The organism is Oxalicibacterium sp. (genome assembly GCF_035565035.1).
In the GTDB taxonomy this organism is placed as follows: domain Bacteria; phylum Pseudomonadota; class Gammaproteobacteria; order Burkholderiales; family Burkholderiaceae_D; genus Oxalicibacterium.
The window spans coordinates 19219-42133 of record NZ_DATMTD010000087.1 but is presented as its reverse complement, the minus strand read 5'-3'; the positions used below and the strand labels follow the sequence as shown (position 1 = coordinate 42133).

Here is a 22915-nt window from a genome sequence, read left to right as displayed (position 1 = left end):
TCGCTCATTTCTCACTGCCAAAAAACGGCCGTCTTTTTCTACAGAAAAGAATGCAGACGGCAAAACTAATCAATCAAATTCTGCTTGATCGCGTAATAGATGATGCCGGCGTTGTTTTCCATGTTCATCTTCTGCAATACGCGGGCGCGATAGGTGCTTACTGTCTTCACGCTCAGGCAGAGGTCTTCTGCAATCTTCGTCACACCGTGCCCCTGGCACAGCTTGTAGAAAATTTCGTATTCGCGTTTCGACAGCGTTTCATGCAGAGGTTTCTCTGCATTCGCATCGAGTTCCGTCGTCAGCAGTTCGGCAACGGCGTGGCTAATGTATTTGTGGCCGCGAAGAATGGTCTGGATTGCATTGACCAGTTCATCTGCCAGCGCTTCCTTCTGTACATATCCGCTCGCGCCGCTGCGCAGGATCTGCACGGCATAACGGCTCTCCGGATGCATGCTCAGGATCAGCACAGGCAGGTCGGGTTTTTCGCGCTTGATCTGTTTCAGGACTTCGACACCGCTTTTGTCGGGCATGTTGATATCGAGCAGAACGATATCGAACTCCTGCGAACGGATGAGGCGAATCGCCTCCTGCGCGGTGGCCGCTTCTCCTTCGATCTTCATGTCCGGTACCTGGGCGATGAAATACTGCACACCGGCCCGGACTACTGCATGGTCATCGACTACGAGAATTTTTATCATTATGGATATGTGCTCACTATATTCAGGTCAATATAGGTTGATATCAATTGCGTCCCTGGATGCTGTACGGACGATGAACCGCATCCTGCAGGAACAACTTCGATTGATACTCGTTCAATCGATTGTAAAGGGTTTTCAGGCTCACACCCAACACTTCGGCTGTCATTGTCTTGTTGCCGCCGCAATGGTCGAGCGTGGCGCAGATCAGGCGTTGTTCCGCGTCTGCGAGCTTGCTGCCGAGTTGGACGGTGACACAGTCGCCCTGGCGTTCCGGCGCCACGGTTCTGGCCGGTCCGATGGCCGGGGCAATATCCAGTTCGCGGTCGGCCATGATGAAGGCGCGATGCACGACATTCTTCAACTCACGTACGTTACCAGGCCAGGCGTAGGCGTTCATCAGGCGTAGCGAAGTCTTGGAGAAGGTCTTGTTGCTGCCTTCTTCCTCATTCAGGCGATCGAGAAACAGTTTTGCCAGCAGGCGCACATCGTCGCCGCGTTCGCGCAACGCCGGCAGGCATACCGGGAAGACGGCGAGACGGTAATAGAGATCGCTGCGCAGTGCACCGGAGGCAACCGCTTCGGCCGGATCGCGATTGGTAGCAGCGACCACGCGTACGTGCACCTCGGATTCTTCGTCGGCACCGATGCGATAGAAGCGATTGGTTTCCAGCACACGCAGCAGCTTGACCTGCATGTCGAGCGACATTTCCGTTACTTCGTCGAGAAACAAGGTACCGCCGTTGGCGCGCTCAAAGCAGCCTTTTTGCATGCGAACCGCGCCGGTAAAGCTGCCCCGTTCGTGTCCGAACAACTCCGCTTCGATCAATTGTGGCGAAACAGCGCCGCAATTGAGAGCGACAAAGGGGCGAGCATCGGGACGCGAGTCCGAGCCGTTCGCGTCCTTGCTCATCTGATGAATGACGCTGGCGACAAGCTCCTTGCCGGTGCCGCTTTCGCCGACGATCAACACATTGGCGTTCGTCGGCGCAACCTTGCCGATCATCTTGAACAGGTGCTGCATGGGTTCCGATGCGCCGTACAGGTCACCGCAACGTGTGAGCTTGCCTGTCGGCAGATCGTGCGACATGTCGTGATGGGCATCACGCACGTCCTGCAATGCGGCAAGCGTCGGCAGGCCAACCACGTTGCTGCAAATATCCAATCCGTTCGACATTGGTTTCTCCTCTGTTGATGCAGCGCAAGAAGCGCGATGCAATTTTTACAGAGCGATTGTGATTGGTTTGCAAACATTGCAGAATCGGCGCTTTTCCGATTCTGCTGTGGGATTACGCTGACAAACTAACGCAATTTGAGAGGGAAAAGCAGTGGAAATCAGTCTTGTCGGGCCATCCAGACGGCGCTTTGACGGCGGACGACATCGCTCAACGAGCCGCTCTTTTCGTAGCTTGCACGCAACCAATCGGCGTCGGTCTGGGCGATTTGTACACGGTTGCGCAGCAGCATGATGGCGTCAGTAGTCCCAAGCACATCGGCAGCGTCGGCCAGCATGTCGAAGGTACGCAGGATGTCGTCCTGGATTGACGATTGCGTACCGCTGATCGGATCGATCAAAGCGCCGTTCAGGCCGAAGCGGCAAGCCTGGAAACGGTTGTATGAATAGGTGAGATAGGTGTCCTGCACCGGTTGCAGTTCCTGCCGCTCAAAGAAGTATTTGCTCAGGGTCTGCGCGTACGCGCCGAGCGCGACCGCCGTTTCGATTTCCAGCGGGGTGTCGCAGACGCGGATTTCGACAGTGCCGTATTCCGGCTTCGGCCGCAGGTCCCAGTAAAAGTCCTTCATGCTGGCAACAATGCCAAGCTGCGACATCTTGTTGAAGTAGGCATTGAATGCCTGCCAGTCGGTGACAAACGGCATGTAGCCGCTGAGCGGGAAGGCATTGATGCTGGTCAGTCGCGACGACTGGAACGTCGTGTCCACACCCTGATAGAACGGCGACGAGGCCGACAGTGTGATGAAGTGCGGAATGAAGCGCGCCAGCAGATGCGACAGGCGAATCGCCTGATCGCCATCCGGGCAGCCGATATGGATGTGCTGGCCATACACGGTGAACTGTTTGGCCAGATAGCCGTACAGATCGGAGACGAGGCGATACCGATCGGTCGGATAGATGCGCTGGTCTTCCCAATGCTGGAATGGATGTGCACCGCCGCCGGCAAGACCGAGATTCAATTTGTCTGCGGCCGAGACCAGCAGCGTACGCATGGCGGTCAGTTCGGCCAGCATCTCCTTGTGATCGGTATGCACGGAGGTCGCGATCTCGATCATGCTTTCGGTGATTTCCGGCTTGATGTCGTAACCGTGCTTCGTCTTGTTGATGATCTGCAGCAGGTCATCGGAGCCGCGTGTCAGGTTGTAGTCGCGGCGGTTGACGATCTGTAGTTCGAGTTCCACACCCATAGTGAGCGGTGTCGAGTTATTGAATTCCAGCATGAGGTTCCTTGATCGATTCTGTGGTGCTGCGTTGCCTGTGCTTCAATTCTTCGCTTCGCCCGATGCGGTCAATGCATAGCGTGTGCAGATCGGGCCAAGCAGTTCGAGGATGACGAGAATGGAGACTACCAGTGCGCTCAACTGCGCGCCGAACTGCGGATAGTCGCCGACGGCGTGCTGCACCATGATGATGTTGAAACCGGATAGCGGAACCAGTCCGACGCCGAGCAACGCACCCTTGCGGATTGTCATGCCGTTCAGACGTGCGAGTCCCGTACTTGTTGCGAGCGCCACGGCCAATCGCAATGCAATGAAGGCGAGCACTGCCGGCCATAGCGTCAACAGGTGACCTAGTTCCAGCTTGGCACCGGCGAAAACGAACAGTGCGACGTAGAACAGGCCGCTGAACTGGCTCAGGTCGGGCTCGACGATCGCATGACGCGCGTCCTGGTTGCGGCTGGAAATACCGAAGAACAGCAGGGCGATCAATGCAGACAGCTTGAACATGACGGCGATGCCGACCGTGGCGGCGATCAGTGCCAGCACGAGGATCAACTGCGCCTGCGTATCGCGTCCCAGCCATTGTCCGATCCAAACCAGCAAACGGCTGATGATCCAGCCGAGCAAGGCCGAACCTAACAGCAGGTACAGCGGATGCAGAAGATAACTTTTCCAGCCGGCCTGATACTCCACGTGTACGGCAGCGAGCCCCATCGAAAATACGACAAACGCCAGTGCATTGCCGATGACGACGATGTTGAGCATGCGCTCGGTAAGCTGGCCTTCCGCTTTCACTTCACGCACGACATTCAGGATCACAGCCGGTGAGGTCGCCATGCCAAGCGCGGCTACCATGCAGGCCACCAGTTTGCCGACGCCGAATTGCACCAGTAGCGTGAACAACGCGAAGAACATGATCGTGCTCATCGCGATGCCGGTGATGAGTAATCCTTTTTCTCGCAACAACCACTTATAGTCGACACGCCGGCCGAGCTCGAACAACACCAAGCCGAGCGCCAGATCGACCAGTACACTGATGTCGTCAAGCAGCGATGCATCGAGCAGATTCAATACGGACGGCCCGATCAGCAGACCGGTCAGCACATAACCGGTGATTGCAGGAATCTGCGGAAAGAAGCGGCGCAGCAGACGCGCGCCGAGCAAACCGACAATCAGCAGCAGGCCGGTTGCTGTCAGTACGTTCAGCGCATGCGGCATGGAAGGAAAAAAACTGTGTGGCGTCATGTTGGTTCCGGCAGTTTAAAAAAGGCGCACCGGCAAATAGAGCGTGATGCGCATGATTGAAGCTGGCGTCCTGCCGAGGTATCAAGGTATGACAACGCTTGTTGCAATACTTCGGCAGTGCGACATGGCGACAGGAAGATGAATCGTCCAGCGCGTTTTTGCAAGTGCGTTCGGGAATACGGTTGAAGCGACTTGCATTGCTGCAATAACCGCCCGGTTCGGCAGGTCAGGCATGCGTTGCATCATTCGATGCGTCAGCGAACACGGCGATTGCGGCGACTGCTATTAATTAAAGAAGTACTTCGAGGTACCGTTTATAAATCGCAGTTATAAGTTACGTTGCTGATTCACGTTTATAAAATCGCATCATCATTGCATTGCTGAAATCGCATCATCCGGCTGCAAGAATCGGCTGCAAAGTGTAGCAGCAGTTTCGGCAAAAAGTCGCGTGTATTTTATTGTCGATGCAGGCGAGCATTTTTCGGACGGCGATTATATACAAAGAACAGGAACGGGGCGAACGCGTAAGAAGCGTGAACAAGTCCGTCCACTGCTTCTTCATCCTCGTCGTCGACAGATGATCAATGCAGCTTGACGCGTGGCGACGTTCTTCTTTGCAACCATTGCCCGAGAGAGTCGGCCATCGTGCGCACAATGCCGTGCAGCGCCGCCAGATGCATCTTGTAAAGCGACAGATACAGCAGGCGAGCCAGTAACCCCTCGATGAATAGCGTGCTGCCGACCAGCGGCCCCATCAGATTGCCGACGGCGTCGAAGCGACCGAGAGACACCAGCGAGCCGAGATCGCGATAGGTGAACGACGGCAATGTTTCGCCGGCCATTTTCTTTTTCAACGCGTCGAAAAGAAAGCTGGCTTGCTGGTGCGCGGCTTGCGCACGTGGCGGGACCGTGCTGTCTTTTTCCGGCCAAGGGCAGGCGGCACAATCGCCGAACGCGAAAATATCGGGATCGATTTCCGTTTGCAGCGTCTGGCGCACGACGATCTGACCCAGCCGATTCACCGGAAGATTCAACTCACTCAATACCTGCGGCGCGCGGATGCCCGCGGCCCAGACTGTGAGATCGGCGGGAAGGCTGTTGCCGTTTGCCATCAGTACTTCGTTCGCCTTCACTTCCGAAACCTTGGCATCGGTCAGCACATCGATATTCAGTTTGTTGAGCAGGGATGTCGTCTTGGCCGAAACTTTTTCCGGCAAGGCAGACAGGATGCGTGGCGCTGCTTCGATCACAGTGATGCGAATGTCGCGTTGCGGGTCGAGATGATGCAGACCGTAGGCACCCAGTACTTCAGCGGTGTTGCGTAATTCGGCCGACAGTTCAACGCCGGTTGCGCCGCCGCCGATGATGGCGATATTCAACTGAGGACGCGTCTGATTGCCATCGGCGGTGATGCCGCGATCGGCGCGCATGCACAGACTGATCATGCGACGACGGAAATGTTCGGCCTGGTGCAGCGCGTCGAGCGCGATCGCGTTTTGTTCTGCGCCGGGGACGTTGAAGAAATTGGTGACGCTGCCGATTGCCAGCACCAGTGTGTCGTATTCAATCTGACGCTGCGGAATCAGTTCCAGTCCGTTCTCGTCGAGCAGGTTGCCGATGGTAATCGTCTTGCGTACACGATCCAGCCCGCGCAATTCGCCTTGCTGAAAAACGAAACGATGCCAGCGCGCCTGCGCTGCATATTCAAGCTGGTGGGCATTGGCGTCCATGCTGCCGGCGGCGACTTCATGCAGCAGCGGCTTCCAGATGTGCGCGGACGCGCGATCGACCAGTACAACGCTGGCGCGGCCGGACATTTTGTTGCCCAGCGCCGTCGCCAGTTCGAGTCCGCCGGCGCCACCGCCGACGATGACGATGCGATGCAGGGCCTTCGAGGTGGATGACGCGGATGTGTTTGCATTGAGGCCTTCGCTATCGGTGCTGGTCGACATTTTTTCTCCCTTTATGATGAAGGCGACGACATGCATTCTGCCACCGTCCCCCCAACTGATTGTTCATGCTGTCCGACAACAAAAAACCATCAGTCGTTCCGTACAGCATCACATAATGTTCAATCGAATGCAAAGTTGTAGAACAGCGACAAGGCGCTGCGTGTGCCGGCCTCGGCTTCCACGGTGACGCGCGGCGTCAGTGTGTAGCGCAACAGCAGCACGCTGCTCGCATTCTCGAGTCCCTGCTGATAACTGACGTAGAGGCGTGACGAAATTTTCTTGCCGAGCGTGACGATGCGCTCCTGCAAATTGCCGGTGTTCTCCGTGCCGACGCTGAAATCGTCCAGGCCGAACATCGTGGCGATCTGCGATTGCAGACCGGATGCCGCACCTTGCGCCAGCAGTGAACTGGCGGCCGTCTGCAATGCGCCGATATCGCTGTCACCGACGCCGGACAAACCATGCCCCAGCACCAGCCACGACAGTTTTTCCGCGTCGGCGACCGTCGGGTCCGATACCAGCGTGATGCGCGGCGACAGCACTGTGCCACCGACCGAGACGCCGGCTTCCACTTCCTGTCCGCGCCGCATCGCGATGATGTTCAGCGCAGGATTGTTCAACGGTCCGCTGAAGTGCAGGATTCCCTGTTCGATCGCCAGTTCGCGTCCGTAGGCCTTGAACGTACCGGATGCAATCCGCAGATCGCCCAGCGCACGCAGCGTGTCTCCGGCGCTGGCGAGCAGATTGATTTCCCCGGCCAGCATCGCATCGAGTCCGCGTCCCTGCAAATGAATGCCTTTGCCGAGATTCAGCTTCAGGTCCAGTGCTATGACGGTTTTCGTTCCCTGTTTGGCATTGCGACCGACGATCACGACGTCGTCGGACAGTTGCGGTGTATCCGTACTGCCGATGTCAAAATAACCGGAGTCGGCGGTGAACATGCCGTTTGCCTTCGCCTGCCCGTTGCGCCATCCGATCACGCTGCTGCCGCTGACGACCAGCTTGCGGTCGGAACGATCGATCAGTTTGTATTTCGACGCGGAGACCGACAGTTCCAGCGCCAGCTGTTCACGCACCATGCTGAGCGGTCCGGTAATGGACAAGGTCCCGTCATTCTGGAAACCGAGTTGGCTGATGACCAGTTGATCGCCGCGGAATTCGCTTCGCAATGTGCCATGTCGCAGATCGACGCCGGTATCGGCGAACAGCACGCGCAAGTTATCGGCATTGATTTGTCCGGAAAACTGCGGTCGGCCGAAGGTTCCACCGAGTGCGACATTGCCGTTCAGGCTGCCTTCCGTTACCAGCGTCGGGGAAATCATCGGCCCCAGCCAGGTCAGTGTCGGCGTCGCGATGCGCGCGGTGCCAATCAGCGGTGCACCGGGCGCAATCGTGAACCACGTCCTGTTTCCGGCGATCGTCGTATTGAGATTGACGTCGATGCGGCCGACCTGACTGCCTTCGGCAAGAAACGCCAACGCAAGACGGCCATTGCCCGCAGAGCCGTTGATGCTCAGGTTTGTCAGGCCGAGTTTGACGGGGGCATTGCTGAGCATGGCGATGTCGCCGGTTTCACGCCGCAGCGCGAAGCTGCCGTCGAGACGATTGCCGAGCTTGATATCCCATTCGCCGGCCAGCGTCAGATCGGTGCTGAGCGGTGCGTCCGGCTTCAGGTAACGCAACAGTTCGCCAATCTGCACGTGTTCAAGACGTCCGCGCGTGGCAATGCCGCGATCATTGCGCAGGAATTGCTCGATGGCGATGATCGCGTTGTTGCCACCATTGCCAACGTTGATATCTGCCTGATCGAGCTGCACCTGGCGCTGTGATATCAGCAACGGTGCGGCCGCTGCGAGGTGTGCATTCAGCCGACCGGCCGCATCGAAGGTGTCGATCCTGCCTTGCCAGCGCGGCATGCGTGCCAACTCCTGCAGGCCGCCGCTGGCGGTCAGCTTCCAGGTCTGGTTTTGTTCGTTCAGCGTTGCAACCAGTGTGTGCTGTGCAGTCGTGCCATTCGCGTCGATGCCGAAATTTTCCGCTTCGAGCAGATTGCCGCCAATACCGTCACCGCGTATATGGAGTGAAAGCGGCGCACTGGCCTGCGCGCCGTAACGTGCATTGATCGCCAGCCTTTTCAATTGTTGTTCACCGATGTGCAGCCCCTGCGCCGTTGCGTCGATATCGACGCTGTTGACAAGCGGATTGTTTGTGCGCCGATCGAACGTCACATCGGCCTTGCCCTGCAGAATGGCGAACTGCATCTGCGCCGGTGTGCGGATGCGGCTGCCGTTCCAGTTCGCGGCAATATGCGGCTGTTGAATGTTGCCGCGAACTTCGCCATCGATTTTCAGTGCACCGCCAAAACCTGCGCCAAGCTGTTCCAGTTTTGACGCGTCCACGATGAAAACGATGCGCGAATCGCGCTGCGCAAGTTTCCCTTGCGCGCTGATGCGATTGACGCCGGCGTTCAGCGACAGCGCCGGAATTGTCAGTGCGTCGGCACGTAATTGCGCGCGCCCTTCACCGGTCAGCGCGTTGCCGGCCAGTTTGCTGTCGGCGATGCGGAACGCGGCGTCGGCTTCCAGTGTCGGGTGACGCGAGCCGCTGGCGGAGAATTCGCCGTTGACCAGCAAGGTCGGCAGTTGCGCAAAATCCCCGAAGTCGCGCGGATTGAATGTACGGATCCGGCCTTTGGTATCGAATGCCTGATTGCCGCTCAATGCGATGCGGGCGGATAGATCGATCGCGCTGTTGCCGGCGCGCAGTTCGGCCTTGTCGACGTTGACGGCGTCGTCCGCGACGGTGGCATGCGCGTTCAGTGTCAACGGATTCTTTTTCAGCGGTTCGCTCAGGGCAAGGGCGAAAGTCTGCTTGCCGTCCGCGTGACGAATATCGAGATTGCCGGCAAGTTGTGTTGCACGTACGCGTTGATCGATTTGCTGCAGATTGAGTGCGGCGGTTTTCAGCGTCAGTGCAAGCGTGCCGTTAGCCAGCTTGCCATTGCCTTCTATCGTGCCTGCCGCCTGTTTTGCACTGCCGAGTGCAACGGTAATGCGATTGAAACTGAATGCATCATCTTTCTGTGCAAACGCGATGCGTAATCGTTCAAGCGGTATGCGTCCTTCGTTGTACAGACCGGCGGCGGGATTGGTGACGATCAGCGTACCTTCTCCGTTCTCCGTCGCATGCAGATCGACATTCAATGCCGTTTTCGGCAGGCTTGCTGCAATCAGCGACAGGTCGAGTGCACGTGCCGTTACATCGGCCTTTCCCAATGGTTTTTCCGAGAATGGCCGCAAGGCGACGGTGCCGCTCATCGTCGCTTCGGCGATGTGCAGATCGACATCGGCCAGCATTTCGTCAAGCGATCCGTGCAATGCCAGTTGGCCTTTCGCATTGATGCTGCGACCGTCGGTGACGGTTTCCCCGTTGCTGGAAAGCGTTGCCTGCAACGGATACGGGCTTGTAGTCGATAGCGTCGCCTGACCACTGAGAGTGCCGCTGAAGACAGTCTTGTCCGATTGCGAGCGCGCACTGAATTCATCGAGATTCAACAGATAGCGTTTGCCATCGAAATCCAGCTTGAAAGCGAACGCGCCAAGCGCGATGACGTTCAGCGGTCCCCAGGCGATGTCGCCGCTATCGACTTGTACTCTGTCGATTTGTACGCGAATCGGCAACGCAATGCTGGCGGGCAGCCTGGAAGGCTCATCGTCCTGTGCAATCTTGCTGACGATGCCGAGCTTGCCGACATGCAGCAGATTGACATGCAGTTTGCCGGTCAGCAGTTGCGCAAGTTGCAGATCGAGTGCAATGTTGTCGGCAACGATTTTCTGGTTTTTCAGATGGACGGTCAGTTTGTCGATATGCAGCGCGTCACTCCACGTGCCGCTGACACCGTCGATCTGCAGTACGCCACTCGACAAGCCCGCCGCGAACGACAGTGAAGACTGCGTACCGCGTTCGCTGTGCGTGATCCAGAGCAGGCAGGCAAACAGGATCGGCAACACGACTGCGACAAACAGCAGCGGCCGGCGCCACCATCGTTTGCGTGCGATGGGCAGTTGCGGCTTCCCTTGCATATCGTCGTCAGAATCCATAGCCGATCGAGAAGTGAAGACGTATGTCGTGCGTGTCGTGGCCGTAGGCGAGATCGAGATTGACCGGGCCGATCGGGCTGCGCCAGCGCGCGCCGATGCCGCTGCCTTGTGCGAAGTGGAAATTCTTCCAGGTATCGGCGGCATTGCCTGCATCGTGGAAGACGGCTGCGCCCCATTGCGGCGTGATGCGATAAACCATTTCTGCACTGAAGACGGCAGTCACCGTGCCGCCGACGATGGCGCCGTCCTGTTCGACACCGAGTTTTTCGTATCCGTAGCCGCGTACTGTCTGGTCGCCGCCGGTACGGAACAGCAGGTCGGCCGGCACCGATTCACGCCCAGCGCCGGAAACCTGGCCGACCTGACCGCGCAGCACGGCTTGCCAGCGCTTGTAATAAGGCGACAGATACGTGACGCGGCCAACGGCGCGTGCCAGAGCTTCGCCGTCGCCGGTCGGGCCGGCGCCGAGATCGATGGACGCGACATAGCCGTGTCGCGGCGACAGCAGATTGTCGACGCGACGGCGTGTATAGGTGAACGAACCGACTACCGCTTCACGATGATTTGTGTAGTCGCTGTCGTCGAGACGCTGGTGGTCGGTGTAAAGCGTTGTCGCCCAGATCATTTCGTTGTTCTTGTCGGGACTGGTCAGGCGCGCGGCGGTGGCGGTCTTGTCGTTCATCTCGCCGGCGCTGTTCGTGTATTCGTAACGCGTACCGAAACTTGGCCGCCAGTCATTGCGCAACGGCGGCAGAAAAACTTCGGCGCCGAGCAGCCGGTTGTCGCGGTCGACCAGCAGCTTCGATTCCAGTCGCCAGTCGCGGCCGAGAAAATTGCGATCCAGCCATTTGATCTGCCCGCGCGCACCGGAGTCGGTGGAAAAGCCGAGACCGAGCGACAGGCGTTTGCGTTCGTTCTCGTTCAGTTCGAGACGGATTGGCACGCTGGTCGGATGGGCGGGATCGATATCGACGGTGGCGAAGGCGGAACGGAAGTAGCCGGTATCCTGCACGCGCGCTTGCAGTTCGTTGAGTTTTTCCTGAGAGTACGGTTCCCCCGGCGTGATCGGATTCAAGTCGGTCACGATGCGGCTTGCATAACGTTGCAGGCCCTTGATCTGCAATTCGCCGAAAGTGAATGCGGGACCGGAATCGATTTCCACCGTCAATGCGGCGCTGTTCGTCGTCGGCTCGATGCGCGCCTCGCTTTGCGTGATTGCAGCCGCCGGATAATCACGTACCAGCAGTGATTTCAACAGATCGTTCTTTGCATCGTCCCAGGCCTTTTGCTGGAAGATGCCGCCGACCGGCAAGCCCCAACGACGACGCAGACGTTCGATGCGTTGCGGATTTTCTTCGACGATTGCGCCCTTGAAAACGATATTCACCGAGTCGATCAATGTGCGAGGACCAAGATCGATGATGAAACGTGCGGTCCAGGTCGCGTCCTGCTGATCGAGTTCATGTGTGACTTGCGCGGAAAAATAGCCTTCGGTTGCGAGCAACGAACGGATCTGGTTCGGTGCGCTTCCGGCCAGACGCTGGATTTCGTCATCGCTCAATGCGCCGGACGATTGTCTGCGGCTGATTTCAAGATTGTCTTTCAGCATCGGGGTCAGGCCGCCGGCACCGCTGATGGTGACTGTGTAGGTGTGCGAACCGGTCGTCGCAGGCTGGGCAAGCACATGCGCCGGCAGCAACACTGATGCGAACAGGAATGTGATAACAAAAAACGCCGTACGCCACGCATGGCCGGGGCAGCGGATCGAGATGATTCTCTTCAGCACTATGTCGGCGAATAAAAAACGGTTTGAAGACGGCATGAAGTAGTCAAATTGAGGCATGGCGTTGCCGATTGTGCAACGGTTGTGCAATCTTATCAGCAGTTACCATCGCAGCGATGGCGAGTATGACCACCGGAGTCCGACCAGCCTGCGCGAACGAAGGTTCCGGCGCGGGTCGTTGCGGCTTGCCGGTCGTCCGCAAAGTCCCTATAGTGGGCGCACACAGGATTTCCGGGTTTTGCACGATGAGCCGCAACAGCAACAAAAGCGAAAAGAACGACAACAGCAACAACAGCACCGATATGCAGCAGGCGCATGACATACGTCCAGGTCAATCGATCGAATTGCTGAAGGAACTGCATATCCTGACGCGTGACGGAAAACTGAATCAGGACAGCCGCCGCAAGCTCAAGCAGGTCTATCACCTGTACCATTTCATCGAGCCTTTGCTGCTGGAAATTCTCAACGAAAAACAGACCGTCACCCTGGCCGATCATGGTGCGGGAAAATCGTATCTCGGCTTCATCCTGTACGACCTGTTCTTCAAGTCGCGTCATGACGTTGCGCACGCCGGCTCGCATATTTACGGCATCGAAACGCGCGATGAGCTTGTACAGAAATCGGAAGCGCTGGCGAAGAAACTGGAATTTTCCGGCATGTCTTTCCTGAATCTGTCCGTTGCGGAATCGATCACGTCGGATCGTCTGCCGTCAAATATCGACGTGGTAACGGCGCTGCACGCCTGCAATACGGCGACCGACGACGCCATTCGCTTTGCGCTCGAGAAGCAGGCGAAATTCATCGTGCTGGTTCCGTGCTGCCAGGCCGAAGTCGCATCGGTACTGAAGAAGAACAAGGGAAAAACGCTGGCGAAAAATGCATTGACAGAAATCTGGCGTCATCCGTTGCACACGCGAGAATTCGGCAGCCAGGTCACCAACGTATTGCGCTGCCTGCAACTGGAGGCGCATGGTTATCAGGTCAATGTGACCGAACTGGTGGGTTGGGAGCATTCGATGAAGAACGAACTGATCATCGCCAGCTACAAGGACCTGCCGCGCCGCAAGCCAACCGAACGTCTGCAGGAAGTACTGCAAACGCTCGGCCTGGAAGAAATGCAGCCGCGCTTTTTTACTCCGGCCTGACCGGCGTTTTCTGCCTGGCTATTTGACGCAGATAGGCAAGCAGATCGTCCAGCTGCACGCTGCTCAATGTGCTTTCGGAAAATCCCGGCATCACTGATTGCGGCCATGTTCGCACCGACGCCGGATCGCGAATCAGTTTGCGCAGGAAATCCTCTTGAAAATATTCGGTCGGATTGAACGGCTTGTTCAGGTCCGGCCCGATCGTGCCATCCCCACCACCATTGATACGATGACAGACGGCGCATTGCATGGCGAAGACCTGCATGCCGCGATAGGCGGGGCTGTCCGTCGCGGCATCCGGCACGATCTGTGGATAACGCTGCTGCAGCGGTGCGACATCGCTGATGGACACAATCTGGAACGGCCATTGCTCCGGTGTGATGCCACTTTTTTCCGGCGCCAGCCAGACCAGATAAAATGCGCCGGCACTCGGTCCGCCGGGTTTGACTTCAGGCCAGGGTTTGCCGGCCGGTTCGATCGCGATCCACGGTTCTGATGCTGACAGCAGCAGATTGACGGGGATGTCGGCGGCAAAGCCATCTGCAGCCTTGAACTGCAATGAATGGAAGCTGCGAATGTCGCGCAGGATCGCCGACAGCGGCACTGCCGTGTAGGTCATCGTGCGCTTGTAAACGGGATCGTCGGGGATCGTGATCGTACGCGTGGCGGGGAGTCGCAGCAGATCGGCGCGCGCCAGTTTCTGCTTCTGGTTGTTCAACTGCAGCTGCAGGACAGGATCGTTTGCTGCGTGAACGGTAACGCCGATCAACAGCGCGACGCAGAGCAGCAGACGAAGAGCGCGAAAAATGATGGAATGCATGATGAGCCGATCGCAGGAATATCGTCGGCCGAGTATAACGAATCCTTTTCGCATCATGCAGCAAGCAAAGGTCCGGACAGGCGACAGCCAAAACAGGAAGACGTACGGAGGCAGCAACGATGGCGTGGTTTCTCTATCTGATCGAATGCAATGACGGCAGCATCTACACGGGCATTGCCGTCGATGTGGCGGCACGTTTTGCCGCACATGCGAGCGGCAAGGGAGCGCGTTACACGCGTTCGCGTCCGCCGCGTCGCGTGCTCGCCATCGTTGCGTATCCGGATCGCTCGACGGCATCGAAAGCCGAGTATGCGATGAAGCGTTTGAGCGCGGCAGAGAAGCGGCGCTTCTGCCTGCGCCGCGAAGGAATGTGGTGTGTTGTGCAGTCCGTGCCGGGCGTTACTTCGACGGTTCGTCCAAAGGCGTCAATGGATCGGCACGACAACCCTTGTAGCTGACGCCGTTCATTTCAAACAGTGCCGTATCGCCCTTGTTCCAGAAAGTTGTGGAGCCGTCCGCATAACGTGCGCCGGAACCCGAGACAACCTGCGGCAGCTTGAGCGTGCGACCAGGCAGCATGATCTCCACACTTTCCTTGCCGAATCGGGCAATCAGTGAAATGTCGTCGCATTTGAACGGCATCGTGATTATTTTTGTCGGCGGCGGCACGGCTGTATTCGGGTTGACGGCGCGTTCCATAAGAATCGTGACGGGCTTGTCCTGTTCATTGAATGAAACGGGAATCGATTCCGATGTCCACAGCACTTCGTCGCGATTGTCGAGAATGGAGGCGCTGATCGCATAACGATGGCTGCGGTCGATGGTTTGCGGCAGATAGCGCAGATCGAACGGAATCGGGACCTGCGTTTTCGGCTGCAGCGTCTGCTGCGCAACAAATCCGCCGGTGCGGTTGGCGCGCGTTACATCTTCCAGGCTGACAATGACTTTGGTATCAGGCGGCAATGCAACGCGTTCGCGATAGGTCACGTTACCGGCAATGTGTCCTGATAATTCGGGACCGGTATTGCGCTTGAAGAGACTGCTGCACCCGCTTGCCGTCACGCACAATGCGAGTAGAAGGATGAAGGAACGAAACGATGTCATGGAGAGGCCTTGAAAAAGAATGCAGCGTGAATAAGGAAATCGGCGTGAGCTGGATCGGCAGGTATTCGGGTATCAATCTGTGTAAATCAGGAACGATGAATCGGTTGCTCGTGTAATTTCTACACGCGACACGCAATGGGCGTGGCATCGTACGTCTCCCGTGCGTCAGCGCCTTGACGCGGACTGAAGCCGCAAGTAGGCTTTCGACAACTCAACAGCACGCGCCGGATTTTCATTTCAATGCCTACCCATCGTTTTGTCAAAACCGGATTGCTTCATTGTGCCATTGCTGCGTCGCTCACCGTATTCTGTTCTGCTGCTCTGGCAGAGGCAGACGAAAACGGCGAGTGCACTTCCAAGCCGGGGATTCGCGAGCTGAAGAAGTATCCGGACGTCTACAACTTCTATTACGAGAACGACCTGTTTGCCGGCACGGACAACAACTATACCAACGGTATCAAATTGTCGTGGGTATCGGCCAATCTGGAAGACTATATTAACGATCCTTGTCTGCCGAACTGGGTAAGACAGCTGAACCGTTTTTCGGAAAAGCTGCATCCGGGACCTTTCGATTCACGCAACATGGTAGTCAGCCTCGGTCAGGAAATGTATACGCCGACCGATCACACGCGTCGCGACCTGATCGTCGATGATCGTCCTTATGCAGGCTGGCTGTACCTGGGTTTTGCGTATAACGCGCGGAACGACAAGCAGATGGATACGACGGAAATCGATGTCGGCATGGTTGGTCCGGCATCGCTGGCACATCAGGCGCAGGATTTTATTCACGACTTGCGTGGCATCGATCGCTTCGAAGGCTGGAGCAATCAGTTGAACAATGAACTGGGACTGATGTTCGTGCGCGAAAGGAAGAACCGTATTCTGTCGATTTCCGGCACGGACGGTCCGAAGATCGACGCGATCTCCCATTACGGTTATGCGCTCGGCAATGTGAAAACCTATCTGAATGCCGGGATGGAATTCCGTATCGGCAGCTTCCTGCCGAACGACTTCGGCACATCGCCGATCCGGCCGGCCAGTGACAGCAACGCGCCATTGCCGGCAACGTCATCACGGCGTCTGCTGCAGACCGGTCTGCATGCGTTCATTTCCTTCGATGCGCGTGTGGTCGCCCGCAATATTTTCCTCGACGGGAATACGTTCTCGGACAGTCACAGCGTCGACAAGAAATATCTGGTCGGTGATGTGGCGGCCGGTATTGCATGGCAATGGGTGGGTGGAAAAGTCACTTATGCGCAATATTTGCGCAGCAAGGAATTCGACGGGCAGGACAAGGCGCAGAGCTACGGATCGATCACCGTCAGTCTTGAATATTGACCAGGATGCGCGGGCATCGGTGCGATCGCGCGTTGCCGATGTCATTCATGAATGCAAGCCATCCATACAGTTCGTCAATACGGCAGCGATGATTGTTGCTGTATTGACGACTTCATGCTCAGTTCGGTATGCCGTCGAAGAATTCGACCATGCCGGTTTCAAGCGAATATTCTGCACCGACAACCAGCAGTCCTTCATTCTGTATCAGGTCTTCCAGTAATTCCGAACCGTGGCGCAGATGATTGGCAGATGCACGAATATTCGCGCGTACCGATTGGTGGACCAATGCGTCGTGATCGTGCTTCAGGTCGGTATCGAGCAGGGTTTCGACAGACGGGCGAATGCGATCGACAATCGATTTCAGATTGCGCGACTGATTTTCATTCGGACGCTTGAGTTCTTCCAGTGTGGCGAGGATGGCGCCGCATTGGGAGTGTCCGAGCACGACGACCAATTTGGTGCGATAGCGCTCGGCGGCAAATTCCACGCTGCCGATTTGAGACGGTGCGACGACATTGCCGGCGACACGGATGACAAACAGATCCCCAAGCCCCTGATCGAATACCATTTCGGCCGGCACGCGCGAATCGGAGCAGCCGAGGATGATGGCAAATGGTTCTTGTCCATCGACGACTTCGCGGCGGCGCTCCTGAACCGATGTGCCGGCGTTGCTTTTATCGGCGACGAAACGGCGGTTGCCTTCGCGCAAACGGTCGAGTGCTTCTTTTGCTGAATTCATGACGATGATCCCTGTGTTCTGTCAATGCTGTCCGGCGCATCGTGGCGCACGGTGACCGCTACTTTAAAGCATTCCCCGATCCCGCGTCTTTTCAAACGATGAAAACGATCGTGTTCCGAATGAAAAAAGGGCAGTCCCGGAAACCGGAGACTGCCCTGAGAGGTCACACAAGAGAGAATCAGAAATCAAATAATTCGGACAGCAGGTTTTTCTTGCGCTTCTGGCCGTACCCATCCTTGTTGTAGCCATAGCGCGGATCCTGCTGATACTGACGATCATCACGATAGCCCGGTTGCTGCGGATGTCGAACCGGTGCAGGTGGTTCCGGCGGCAGGGCGCTGATCGAACGCTCAATCAGTTTGTCCAGTTCGCCACGATCCAGCCAGACACCGCGGCATTGCGGACAGTAATCGATTTCAATGCCGTGACGATCCGACATGATCAGGTTCATTTCACTGCATACAGGACATTTCATTTGCTGGCCTTTCGGTCTGGAAAATGTGAACCGGATTACTCGTTACTGTTCGCAAAGCCCAGCAACTGCAGCAGGCTCAGGAACAGGTTGTAGATGGATACGTACAGCGTGACTGTCGCCATTACGTAGTTGGTTTCACCGCCGTGGATCAGATTGCTGGTTTCGTACAGGATCAGGCCGGACATCAGCAACACGAAAACTGCCGATACTGCCAGCGACAACGCAGGAATCTCAAAGAACACCGCACCCAGCGATGCTAGGAACGCGATCAGGATGCCGGCAGTCAGGAAGCCGCCCATGAAGCTGAAATCCTTGCGAGTCGTCAGCGCATAGGCGGACAGGCCGACAAAGATCGCGGCAGTTGCACCGAATGCCATCATCACGGTTTGTCCACCGTTCGGCAGGCCGAGATACATGTTCAGGATCGGACCGAGCGTATAACCCATGAAGCCGGTCAGTGCAAAAACGAATGCGATGCCGAGCCCCTGGTTGCGGAATTTCGTCGTCAGGAACAGCAGTCCGAAATAGCCGACCATCGTGACGATGAGACCCGGATGGGGCAGATTCAGTGCCATCGACACGCCTGCGGTCAACGCGGTAAACAACAGCGTCATCGACAACAACATGTACGTATTGCGAATGACCTTGTTGGATGAAATGGTGGAAATCGCCGGACGCGCCGAATACGACGGATTACGCGTTTGATCGATCGGGTTCATATCGATACTCCTCAAGTGTGAATTGTTTGTCCTGAGCTGCAACATTTGCGGTGCTTTCCAATGTTCCGGTCGCACTCTCCTTACTCTTGGACACGATCACTTTAGAACGAGTTCTTTATCTTGAAAATTCGAATATAATTAATTTTTAATTCGTAAAAACGGATGTATTCGTTACGACCATGAGCGCGATCAATTACAAGCATCTGCATTACTTTTGGGTGGTGGCAAAGGCTGGCGGCATTGGGCGCGCCAGCGAAAGATTGCATCTGACGCCACAGACGATCAGTGGCCAGATTGCGCTGTTTGAAGATGTGCTTGGCTACAAGCTGTTCAATCGCGTCGGACGCCGCCTCGAATTGAACGATGCGGGCCGGGTCGTGCTCGGTTATGCCGATGAAATTTTCACACTCGGCGAAGAGTTGCAGGAAGTGCTGCGGTTCCGCCCGGGCGGCTGGCCGCTGCAGTTGCGCGTCGGTGTGGCCGATGCGGTACCGAAAGCCATCGCCTATCTGCTGCTGGAGCCTGCAATGGAGTTGCCTGAATCGCTGCGCATCGTCTGCCGCGAGGGCAAGCTGACGAACTTGCTGGCCGATCTGGCAATTCATCGTCTCGACATCGTGATTGCGGACAGTCCAATGCCGGCCAACATCGATGTGCGCGGCTATAACCACTTGCTGGGCGAATGCGGTGTGGCGTTCTTCGCGACGGATGAACTGGCAAAACAGTACAAAAAAGGTTTTCCGAAGAGTCTGGATGATGCACCGTTCCTGATGCCGGGTGAAGATGCTGCGGTGCGTCCGCGGCTGTTGCGCTGGTTTGAAAAGGAACGCGTGCATCCGCGCATCGTCGGCGAATTCGACGACGGCGCATTGCTGCAGGCATTCGGCGAAGCCGGCAAGGGGATTTTTGCCGCACCGTCCGCCGTCGCTGATCAGATCCGGAAACAATACGGCGTGACGGAAATCGGTCGTACGACGCTGGTCACGGAACAGTTCTACGCCATCTCGGTGGAGCGGCAACTGACGCATCCGGCGGTGGTGGCGATCAGTTCTGCTGCGCGTGAAAGTCTGATTCGCTAACGTGTGGATAGTCGCGGAATATTGATGGCACTCCAAAGAGGACGTATTGCACGTCCTCTTTTTTATTTGGCCGATGCGTCTTGTTCAATCAACGCCGCAAGCCATTCCATGAAAGTCCGTACGCGTTGCGATAGATGCCTGCGATGTGCATACAGCAAGGAAATCGGCATGGGTGCCGGGACATGGTCGGGCAGCAGTTGCACCAGCGCGCCGCTGACGAGATGGGCGCGCAGACCGGAAAGTGGTGACTGCACCAGGCCGAGCCCGTTTAGACAGGCAGCTTCATACGCGTCTGCGTTATTGACCGTCACGTTGCCGGCCATCGGCAACTCGCAGGATTGGCCATCCATGACATATTCGAATCCTGCGGGCCGTGCACCGAGGATCGGACTGTAGTGAATCAGTTTGTGTTGCGCGAGATCTTCCAGCTTTTTCGGTACGCCATGGATTTTCAAATAGGCCGGACTTGCTGCATTGGCCATGACGAGCGCGCCAAGCGGTCGTGCGATCAATGACGGTTCGTTGACGTCCCCGACACGCACGACGCAATCGAAGCCTTCGCGAACCAGATCGACCCTGCGATCGGTGCTGCTGAGTTCGATGCGTATATGCGGATACTTGTTCAGGAAGGATGCAAGGTGGGGGAGCACCGTCTTGCGCGCGAAGACAGTCGGCATGTCGACGCGCAGGCGACCTTCCAGCGCAGCGCCGTCATGGCGAAACATGCCTTCCAGTTCATCCATATCGGACAACAGGTCCTTGCTGCGTTCAAGCAGTGCGATGCCGTCATGCGTCGGTTGCACCTTGCGTGTCGTCCGATGCAGCAAGCGCGCGCCGACCAGATTTTCCAGCGTCCGTACGTGTTCCGACACGCTGGCTTTCTGCAAGCCGAGGCTGGCGGCAGCTTGCGTGAAACTGCCTGCTTCAGCGACGCGGACAAAGGTTCGCAACAGCTCAATTTTATTCATGAAATCTCGGATTGGTATGTTTTACTTGAACAGTTAATTCGTTAATTGATTATTTATCTTATATATATCGAACAATATACTTGATTCATCCCTTCAACCAGACAGGAATGAACATGAATCGGAAAATTGCCCTCATCACTGGCGCCAGCCGCGGGCTGGGAAAAAACGCAGCATTGCATCTGTCCGCGCAAGGTGTTTCCATCATCGGCACCTACAACAGTAACAAGGCAGAAGCAGATGCTGTCGTACAGGAAATTGAAAGTCGCGGTGGACAGGCCGCGATGCTGCAGCTGGACGTCGGTAACAGCACAGCTTTTGCACGCTTTGCGGAGAAGGTTGCGGAAGTCCTGCAATCGAAATTCAAAACCGACCGATTCGATTTTTTGATCAATAACGCCGGCATCGGCTTGCATGTAGCGATCGCGGAAACGACGGAATCGCAGTTCGACCAGCTGATGAACATTCATCTGAAAGGACCGTTCTTCCTGACGCAGAAGCTGCTGCCTCTGATTGCGGACGGCGGTCGCATCCTCAACGTATCAAGCGGACTGGCGCGATTCAGTTTCCCCGGTCAGGCTGCCTACGCGATGATGAAAGGCGGCGTTGAAGTGATGACGCGTTACATGGCGAAGGAATTCGGTGCACGCCGCATCAGCGTGAACACCATCGCGCCCGGCGCGATTGCGACTGATTTCGGCGGTGGCGCAGTACGCGATACCAAGGAAATCAATGACCATGTCGCATCGGTGACGGCACTGGGCCGCGCCGGTTTGCCGGACGATATCGGCGGCGCGATTGCCATGCTGCTGTCGGAAGGAAGCGGCTGGGTGAACGCGCAACGTATCGAGGTGTCCGGCGGCATGTGCCTGTGATGCTGCGATGGACGCGACCGGATGATGAAGGCCATTTCGATCGCGACGGTGATGTCAGGGGCAAGGGGTGACGATCGGACTATGCACGTGTTCCGGACGCACGCCGATACCGACTGCATAGGCAGGAAGCGTGCGCAGCCACGGCCACCGATCCAGCATTTTGACAGGCCACGGCACACCAAGCGGTTGATCCTGTTGCCGACCGACGACCGGCATCAGAATGCGGTTCTGTATCGCGACCTGGGCCGCTTGTGTTGCACGTGCGGGAAAAAAGCGGCGCTGCTGCACGCGTTGCAGCAGGGGCGTCAGTTGCGTTGCGTCGATTGCCGGTGTCGCCAGCGCAGACGCGAGAATGTTTGCGCTGGCGACAGCATCCTGGATCGCCAGATTGATGCCGACACCACCGATCGGCGACATTGCATGGGCTGCATCGCCGATGCAGAGCAGACCGGGTTTCCACCAGCGCTCCAGTCTGTCCACCGTCACGCTCAGCAATTTGATATCGTCCCATTGCAACGCGCGGACACGATCGGCGAATAGCGGTGCAGCTGTTGCCAGTGCATTGTGAAATTCGACCAGTCCGCGTGCGCGGATGGCATCGAAACCGCCTTTCGGAATCACATAAGCGCATTGCCAGTAAGTGCCGCGATGGATCATCACGAAGAAGCGGCCGGTTTCCAGTCGTGCACCTGTATTGACAGGATCGGTGGGCGCTGTCGGCAGACGCATCCACAACACGTCGATCGGCGCGCCAAGATCGCGCACGGTCAATCCGGCGGCCCTGCGCACGGTTGAATGCCTGCCGTCGGCACCGATGACCAGATCTGCGTGAATGTGCAGCTCGCCTTCGCATGTTGTGACACGCACGCCTGTCGTACATTCTCCCTCTTCCAGCAACCCTGTCACTTCCGCATTCTTCAGCAGATGAAAACCGGAGTAATTCATCGCATGATCGCGCAGAAAATCGAGGAAGTCCCACTGCGGCATCAGCGCAATGAAATTGCATTGCGTTTTCAACCGGGAAAAATCGGCGACTGCCAGTTCACGTCCTGCAATGGCGATGCGTAATTCACGTGCCTTGTCGTGAGGACGTCGCAGGAAATCCTGTAGCAAGTCGAGTTCTTGCATGACTTGCAGTGTGGACGGATGAACGGTGTCGCCGCGAAAATCGCGCAGAAAATCGCCATGCTTTTCCAGCACGATGACGTCCACGCCGGCACGTGCGAGCAGCAAGCCGAGCATCATGCCTGCCGGACCGCCACCGGCTATGCAACAGCGGGTTCGCATCTTGTTTTGCATGCATTCCTCTCGCAAAGAAACGGCTGTCCGCTCGTCGCGCGTGGCGATGACCCGCCGTCGTTCGACAATTATGACAACGACTGCAAGAGAGGCAAGATTTTATTGCGGATGAAAGCCGGAAAGTGTGC

At 56.9% G+C, this 22915-nt stretch carries 18 protein-coding genes and 1 pseudogene; 5 read left to right on the top strand and 14 right to left on the bottom strand.

Going from position 1 to position 22915, the window contains the following annotated elements:
• Positions 1-65: 65 nt before the first annotated feature.
• The 7 genes from VN114_RS07975 to VN114_RS07945 form a co-directional block, all read right to left on the bottom strand.
• Positions 66-698 carry a response regulator transcription factor gene (locus VN114_RS07975; RefSeq protein ID WP_325513721.1) on the bottom strand — a complete coding sequence of 211 codons (633 nt, stop codon included), beginning with the start codon at positions 696-698 and terminating at the stop codon, positions 66-68.
• A gap of 43 nt (positions 699-741) precedes the next feature.
• Positions 742-1872: a sigma-54 dependent transcriptional regulator gene (locus tag VN114_RS07970; protein ID WP_325513719.1), complete on the bottom strand. Its 1131-nt coding sequence runs from the start codon at positions 1870-1872 to the stop codon at positions 742-744.
• Between the two features lie 158 nt (positions 1873-2030).
• Positions 2031-3149, bottom strand: coding sequence for a YbdK family carboxylate-amine ligase (locus VN114_RS07965; RefSeq protein ID WP_325513717.1), 1119 nt, complete (start codon positions 3147-3149; stop codon positions 2031-2033).
• Between the two features lie 42 nt (positions 3150-3191).
• Positions 3192-4394 carry a cation:proton antiporter gene (locus tag VN114_RS07960; RefSeq protein WP_325513716.1) on the bottom strand — a complete coding sequence of 401 codons (1203 nt, stop codon included), beginning with the start codon at positions 4392-4394 and terminating at the stop codon, positions 3192-3194.
• 581 nt (positions 4395-4975) lie between these two features.
• Entirely contained in the window at positions 4976-6346 is a 1371-nt protein-coding gene (locus VN114_RS07955) for an NAD(P)/FAD-dependent oxidoreductase (RefSeq protein ID WP_325513714.1), read from the bottom strand.
• 119 nt (positions 6347-6465) lie between these two features.
• Positions 6466-10446 carry a translocation/assembly module TamB domain-containing protein gene (locus VN114_RS07950; protein ID WP_325513712.1) on the bottom strand — a complete coding sequence of 1327 codons (3981 nt, stop codon included), beginning with the start codon at positions 10444-10446 and terminating at the stop codon, positions 6466-6468.
• The gene (locus tag VN114_RS07945) at positions 10436-12289 is read right to left on the bottom strand and encodes an autotransporter assembly complex family protein (protein WP_325513710.1); all 1854 of its coding nucleotides are present in this window, start codon (positions 12287-12289) and stop codon (positions 10436-10438) included. The genes VN114_RS07950 and VN114_RS07945 overlap by 11 nt, the downstream gene beginning before the upstream one ends.
• Before the next feature lie 242 nt (positions 12290-12531).
• On the opposite strand from VN114_RS07945, the gene VN114_RS07940 reads away from it, so the two are divergent.
• Complete coding sequence (locus tag VN114_RS07940) at positions 12532-13374, top strand: SAM-dependent methyltransferase (RefSeq protein WP_325513723.1); 843 nt, start codon at positions 12532-12534, stop codon at positions 13372-13374.
• Here VN114_RS07940 and VN114_RS07935 read toward each other — a convergent pair.
• Positions 13361-14194 carry a cytochrome c gene (locus VN114_RS07935; protein WP_325513708.1) on the bottom strand — a complete coding sequence of 278 codons (834 nt, stop codon included), beginning with the start codon at positions 14192-14194 and terminating at the stop codon, positions 13361-13363. The two genes, VN114_RS07940 and VN114_RS07935, sit on opposite strands and share 14 nt — an antisense overlap.
• Positions 14195-14313: 119 nt before the next feature.
• Here VN114_RS07935 and VN114_RS07930 point away from each other — a divergent pair.
• A pseudogene (locus VN114_RS07930) lies at positions 14314-14538 on the top strand (GIY-YIG nuclease family protein); the annotation flags it as partial.
• Positions 14539-14593: 55 nt separating this feature from the next.
• Here VN114_RS07930 and VN114_RS07925 read toward each other — a convergent pair.
• Positions 14594-15298 carry a YbaY family lipoprotein gene (locus VN114_RS07925; RefSeq protein ID WP_325513706.1) on the bottom strand — a complete coding sequence of 235 codons (705 nt, stop codon included), beginning with the start codon at positions 15296-15298 and terminating at the stop codon, positions 14594-14596.
• A 240-nt stretch (positions 15299-15538) separates the two neighbouring features.
• On the opposite strand from VN114_RS07925, the gene VN114_RS07920 reads away from it, so the two are divergent.
• Positions 15539-16636: a lipid A deacylase LpxR family protein gene (locus tag VN114_RS07920; RefSeq protein WP_325513704.1), complete on the top strand. Its 1098-nt coding sequence runs from the start codon at positions 15539-15541 to the stop codon at positions 16634-16636.
• Positions 16637-16754: 118 nt separating this feature from the next.
• Here the strand turns inward: VN114_RS07920 and VN114_RS07915 are convergent, their stop codons facing one another.
• The 3 genes from VN114_RS07915 to VN114_RS07905 form a co-directional block, all read right to left on the bottom strand.
• The gene (locus VN114_RS07915) at positions 16755-17375 is read right to left on the bottom strand and encodes a carbonic anhydrase (protein WP_325513702.1); all 621 of its coding nucleotides are present in this window, start codon (positions 17373-17375) and stop codon (positions 16755-16757) included.
• A gap of 178 nt (positions 17376-17553) precedes the next feature.
• Complete coding sequence (locus VN114_RS07910) at positions 17554-17850, bottom strand: zf-TFIIB domain-containing protein (RefSeq protein ID WP_325513701.1); 297 nt, start codon at positions 17848-17850, stop codon at positions 17554-17556.
• A gap of 35 nt (positions 17851-17885) precedes the next feature.
• A complete protein-coding gene (locus VN114_RS07905; protein WP_325513699.1) occupies positions 17886-18569 on the bottom strand; it encodes a Bax inhibitor-1/YccA family protein in 684 nt (227 codons plus the stop codon).
• Positions 18570-18748: 179 nt separating this feature from the next.
• Between VN114_RS07905 and nhaR the strand changes: the two genes are divergently transcribed.
• A complete protein-coding gene (nhaR, locus tag VN114_RS07900) occupies positions 18749-19648 on the top strand; it encodes a transcriptional activator NhaR (RefSeq protein WP_325513697.1) in 900 nt (299 codons plus the stop codon).
• Positions 19649-19710: 62 nt separating this feature from the next.
• Here nhaR and VN114_RS07895 read toward each other — a convergent pair whose 3' ends face one another.
• Entirely contained in the window at positions 19711-20616 is a 906-nt protein-coding gene (locus VN114_RS07895; RefSeq protein ID WP_325513695.1) for a LysR family transcriptional regulator, read from the bottom strand.
• Positions 20617-20723: 107 nt separating this feature from the next.
• Between VN114_RS07895 and VN114_RS07890 the strand changes: the two genes are divergently transcribed.
• Positions 20724-21488: an SDR family NAD(P)-dependent oxidoreductase gene (locus VN114_RS07890; RefSeq protein ID WP_414694207.1), complete on the top strand. Its 765-nt coding sequence runs from the start codon at positions 20724-20726 to the stop codon at positions 21486-21488.
• 54 nt (positions 21489-21542) lie between these two features.
• On the opposite strand, the gene VN114_RS07885 is transcribed toward VN114_RS07890, so the two are convergent.
• The gene (locus tag VN114_RS07885; protein ID WP_325513691.1) at positions 21543-22787 is read right to left on the bottom strand and encodes an FAD-dependent oxidoreductase; all 1245 of its coding nucleotides are present in this window, start codon (positions 22785-22787) and stop codon (positions 21543-21545) included.
• Positions 22788-22915 lie beyond the last annotated feature (128 nt).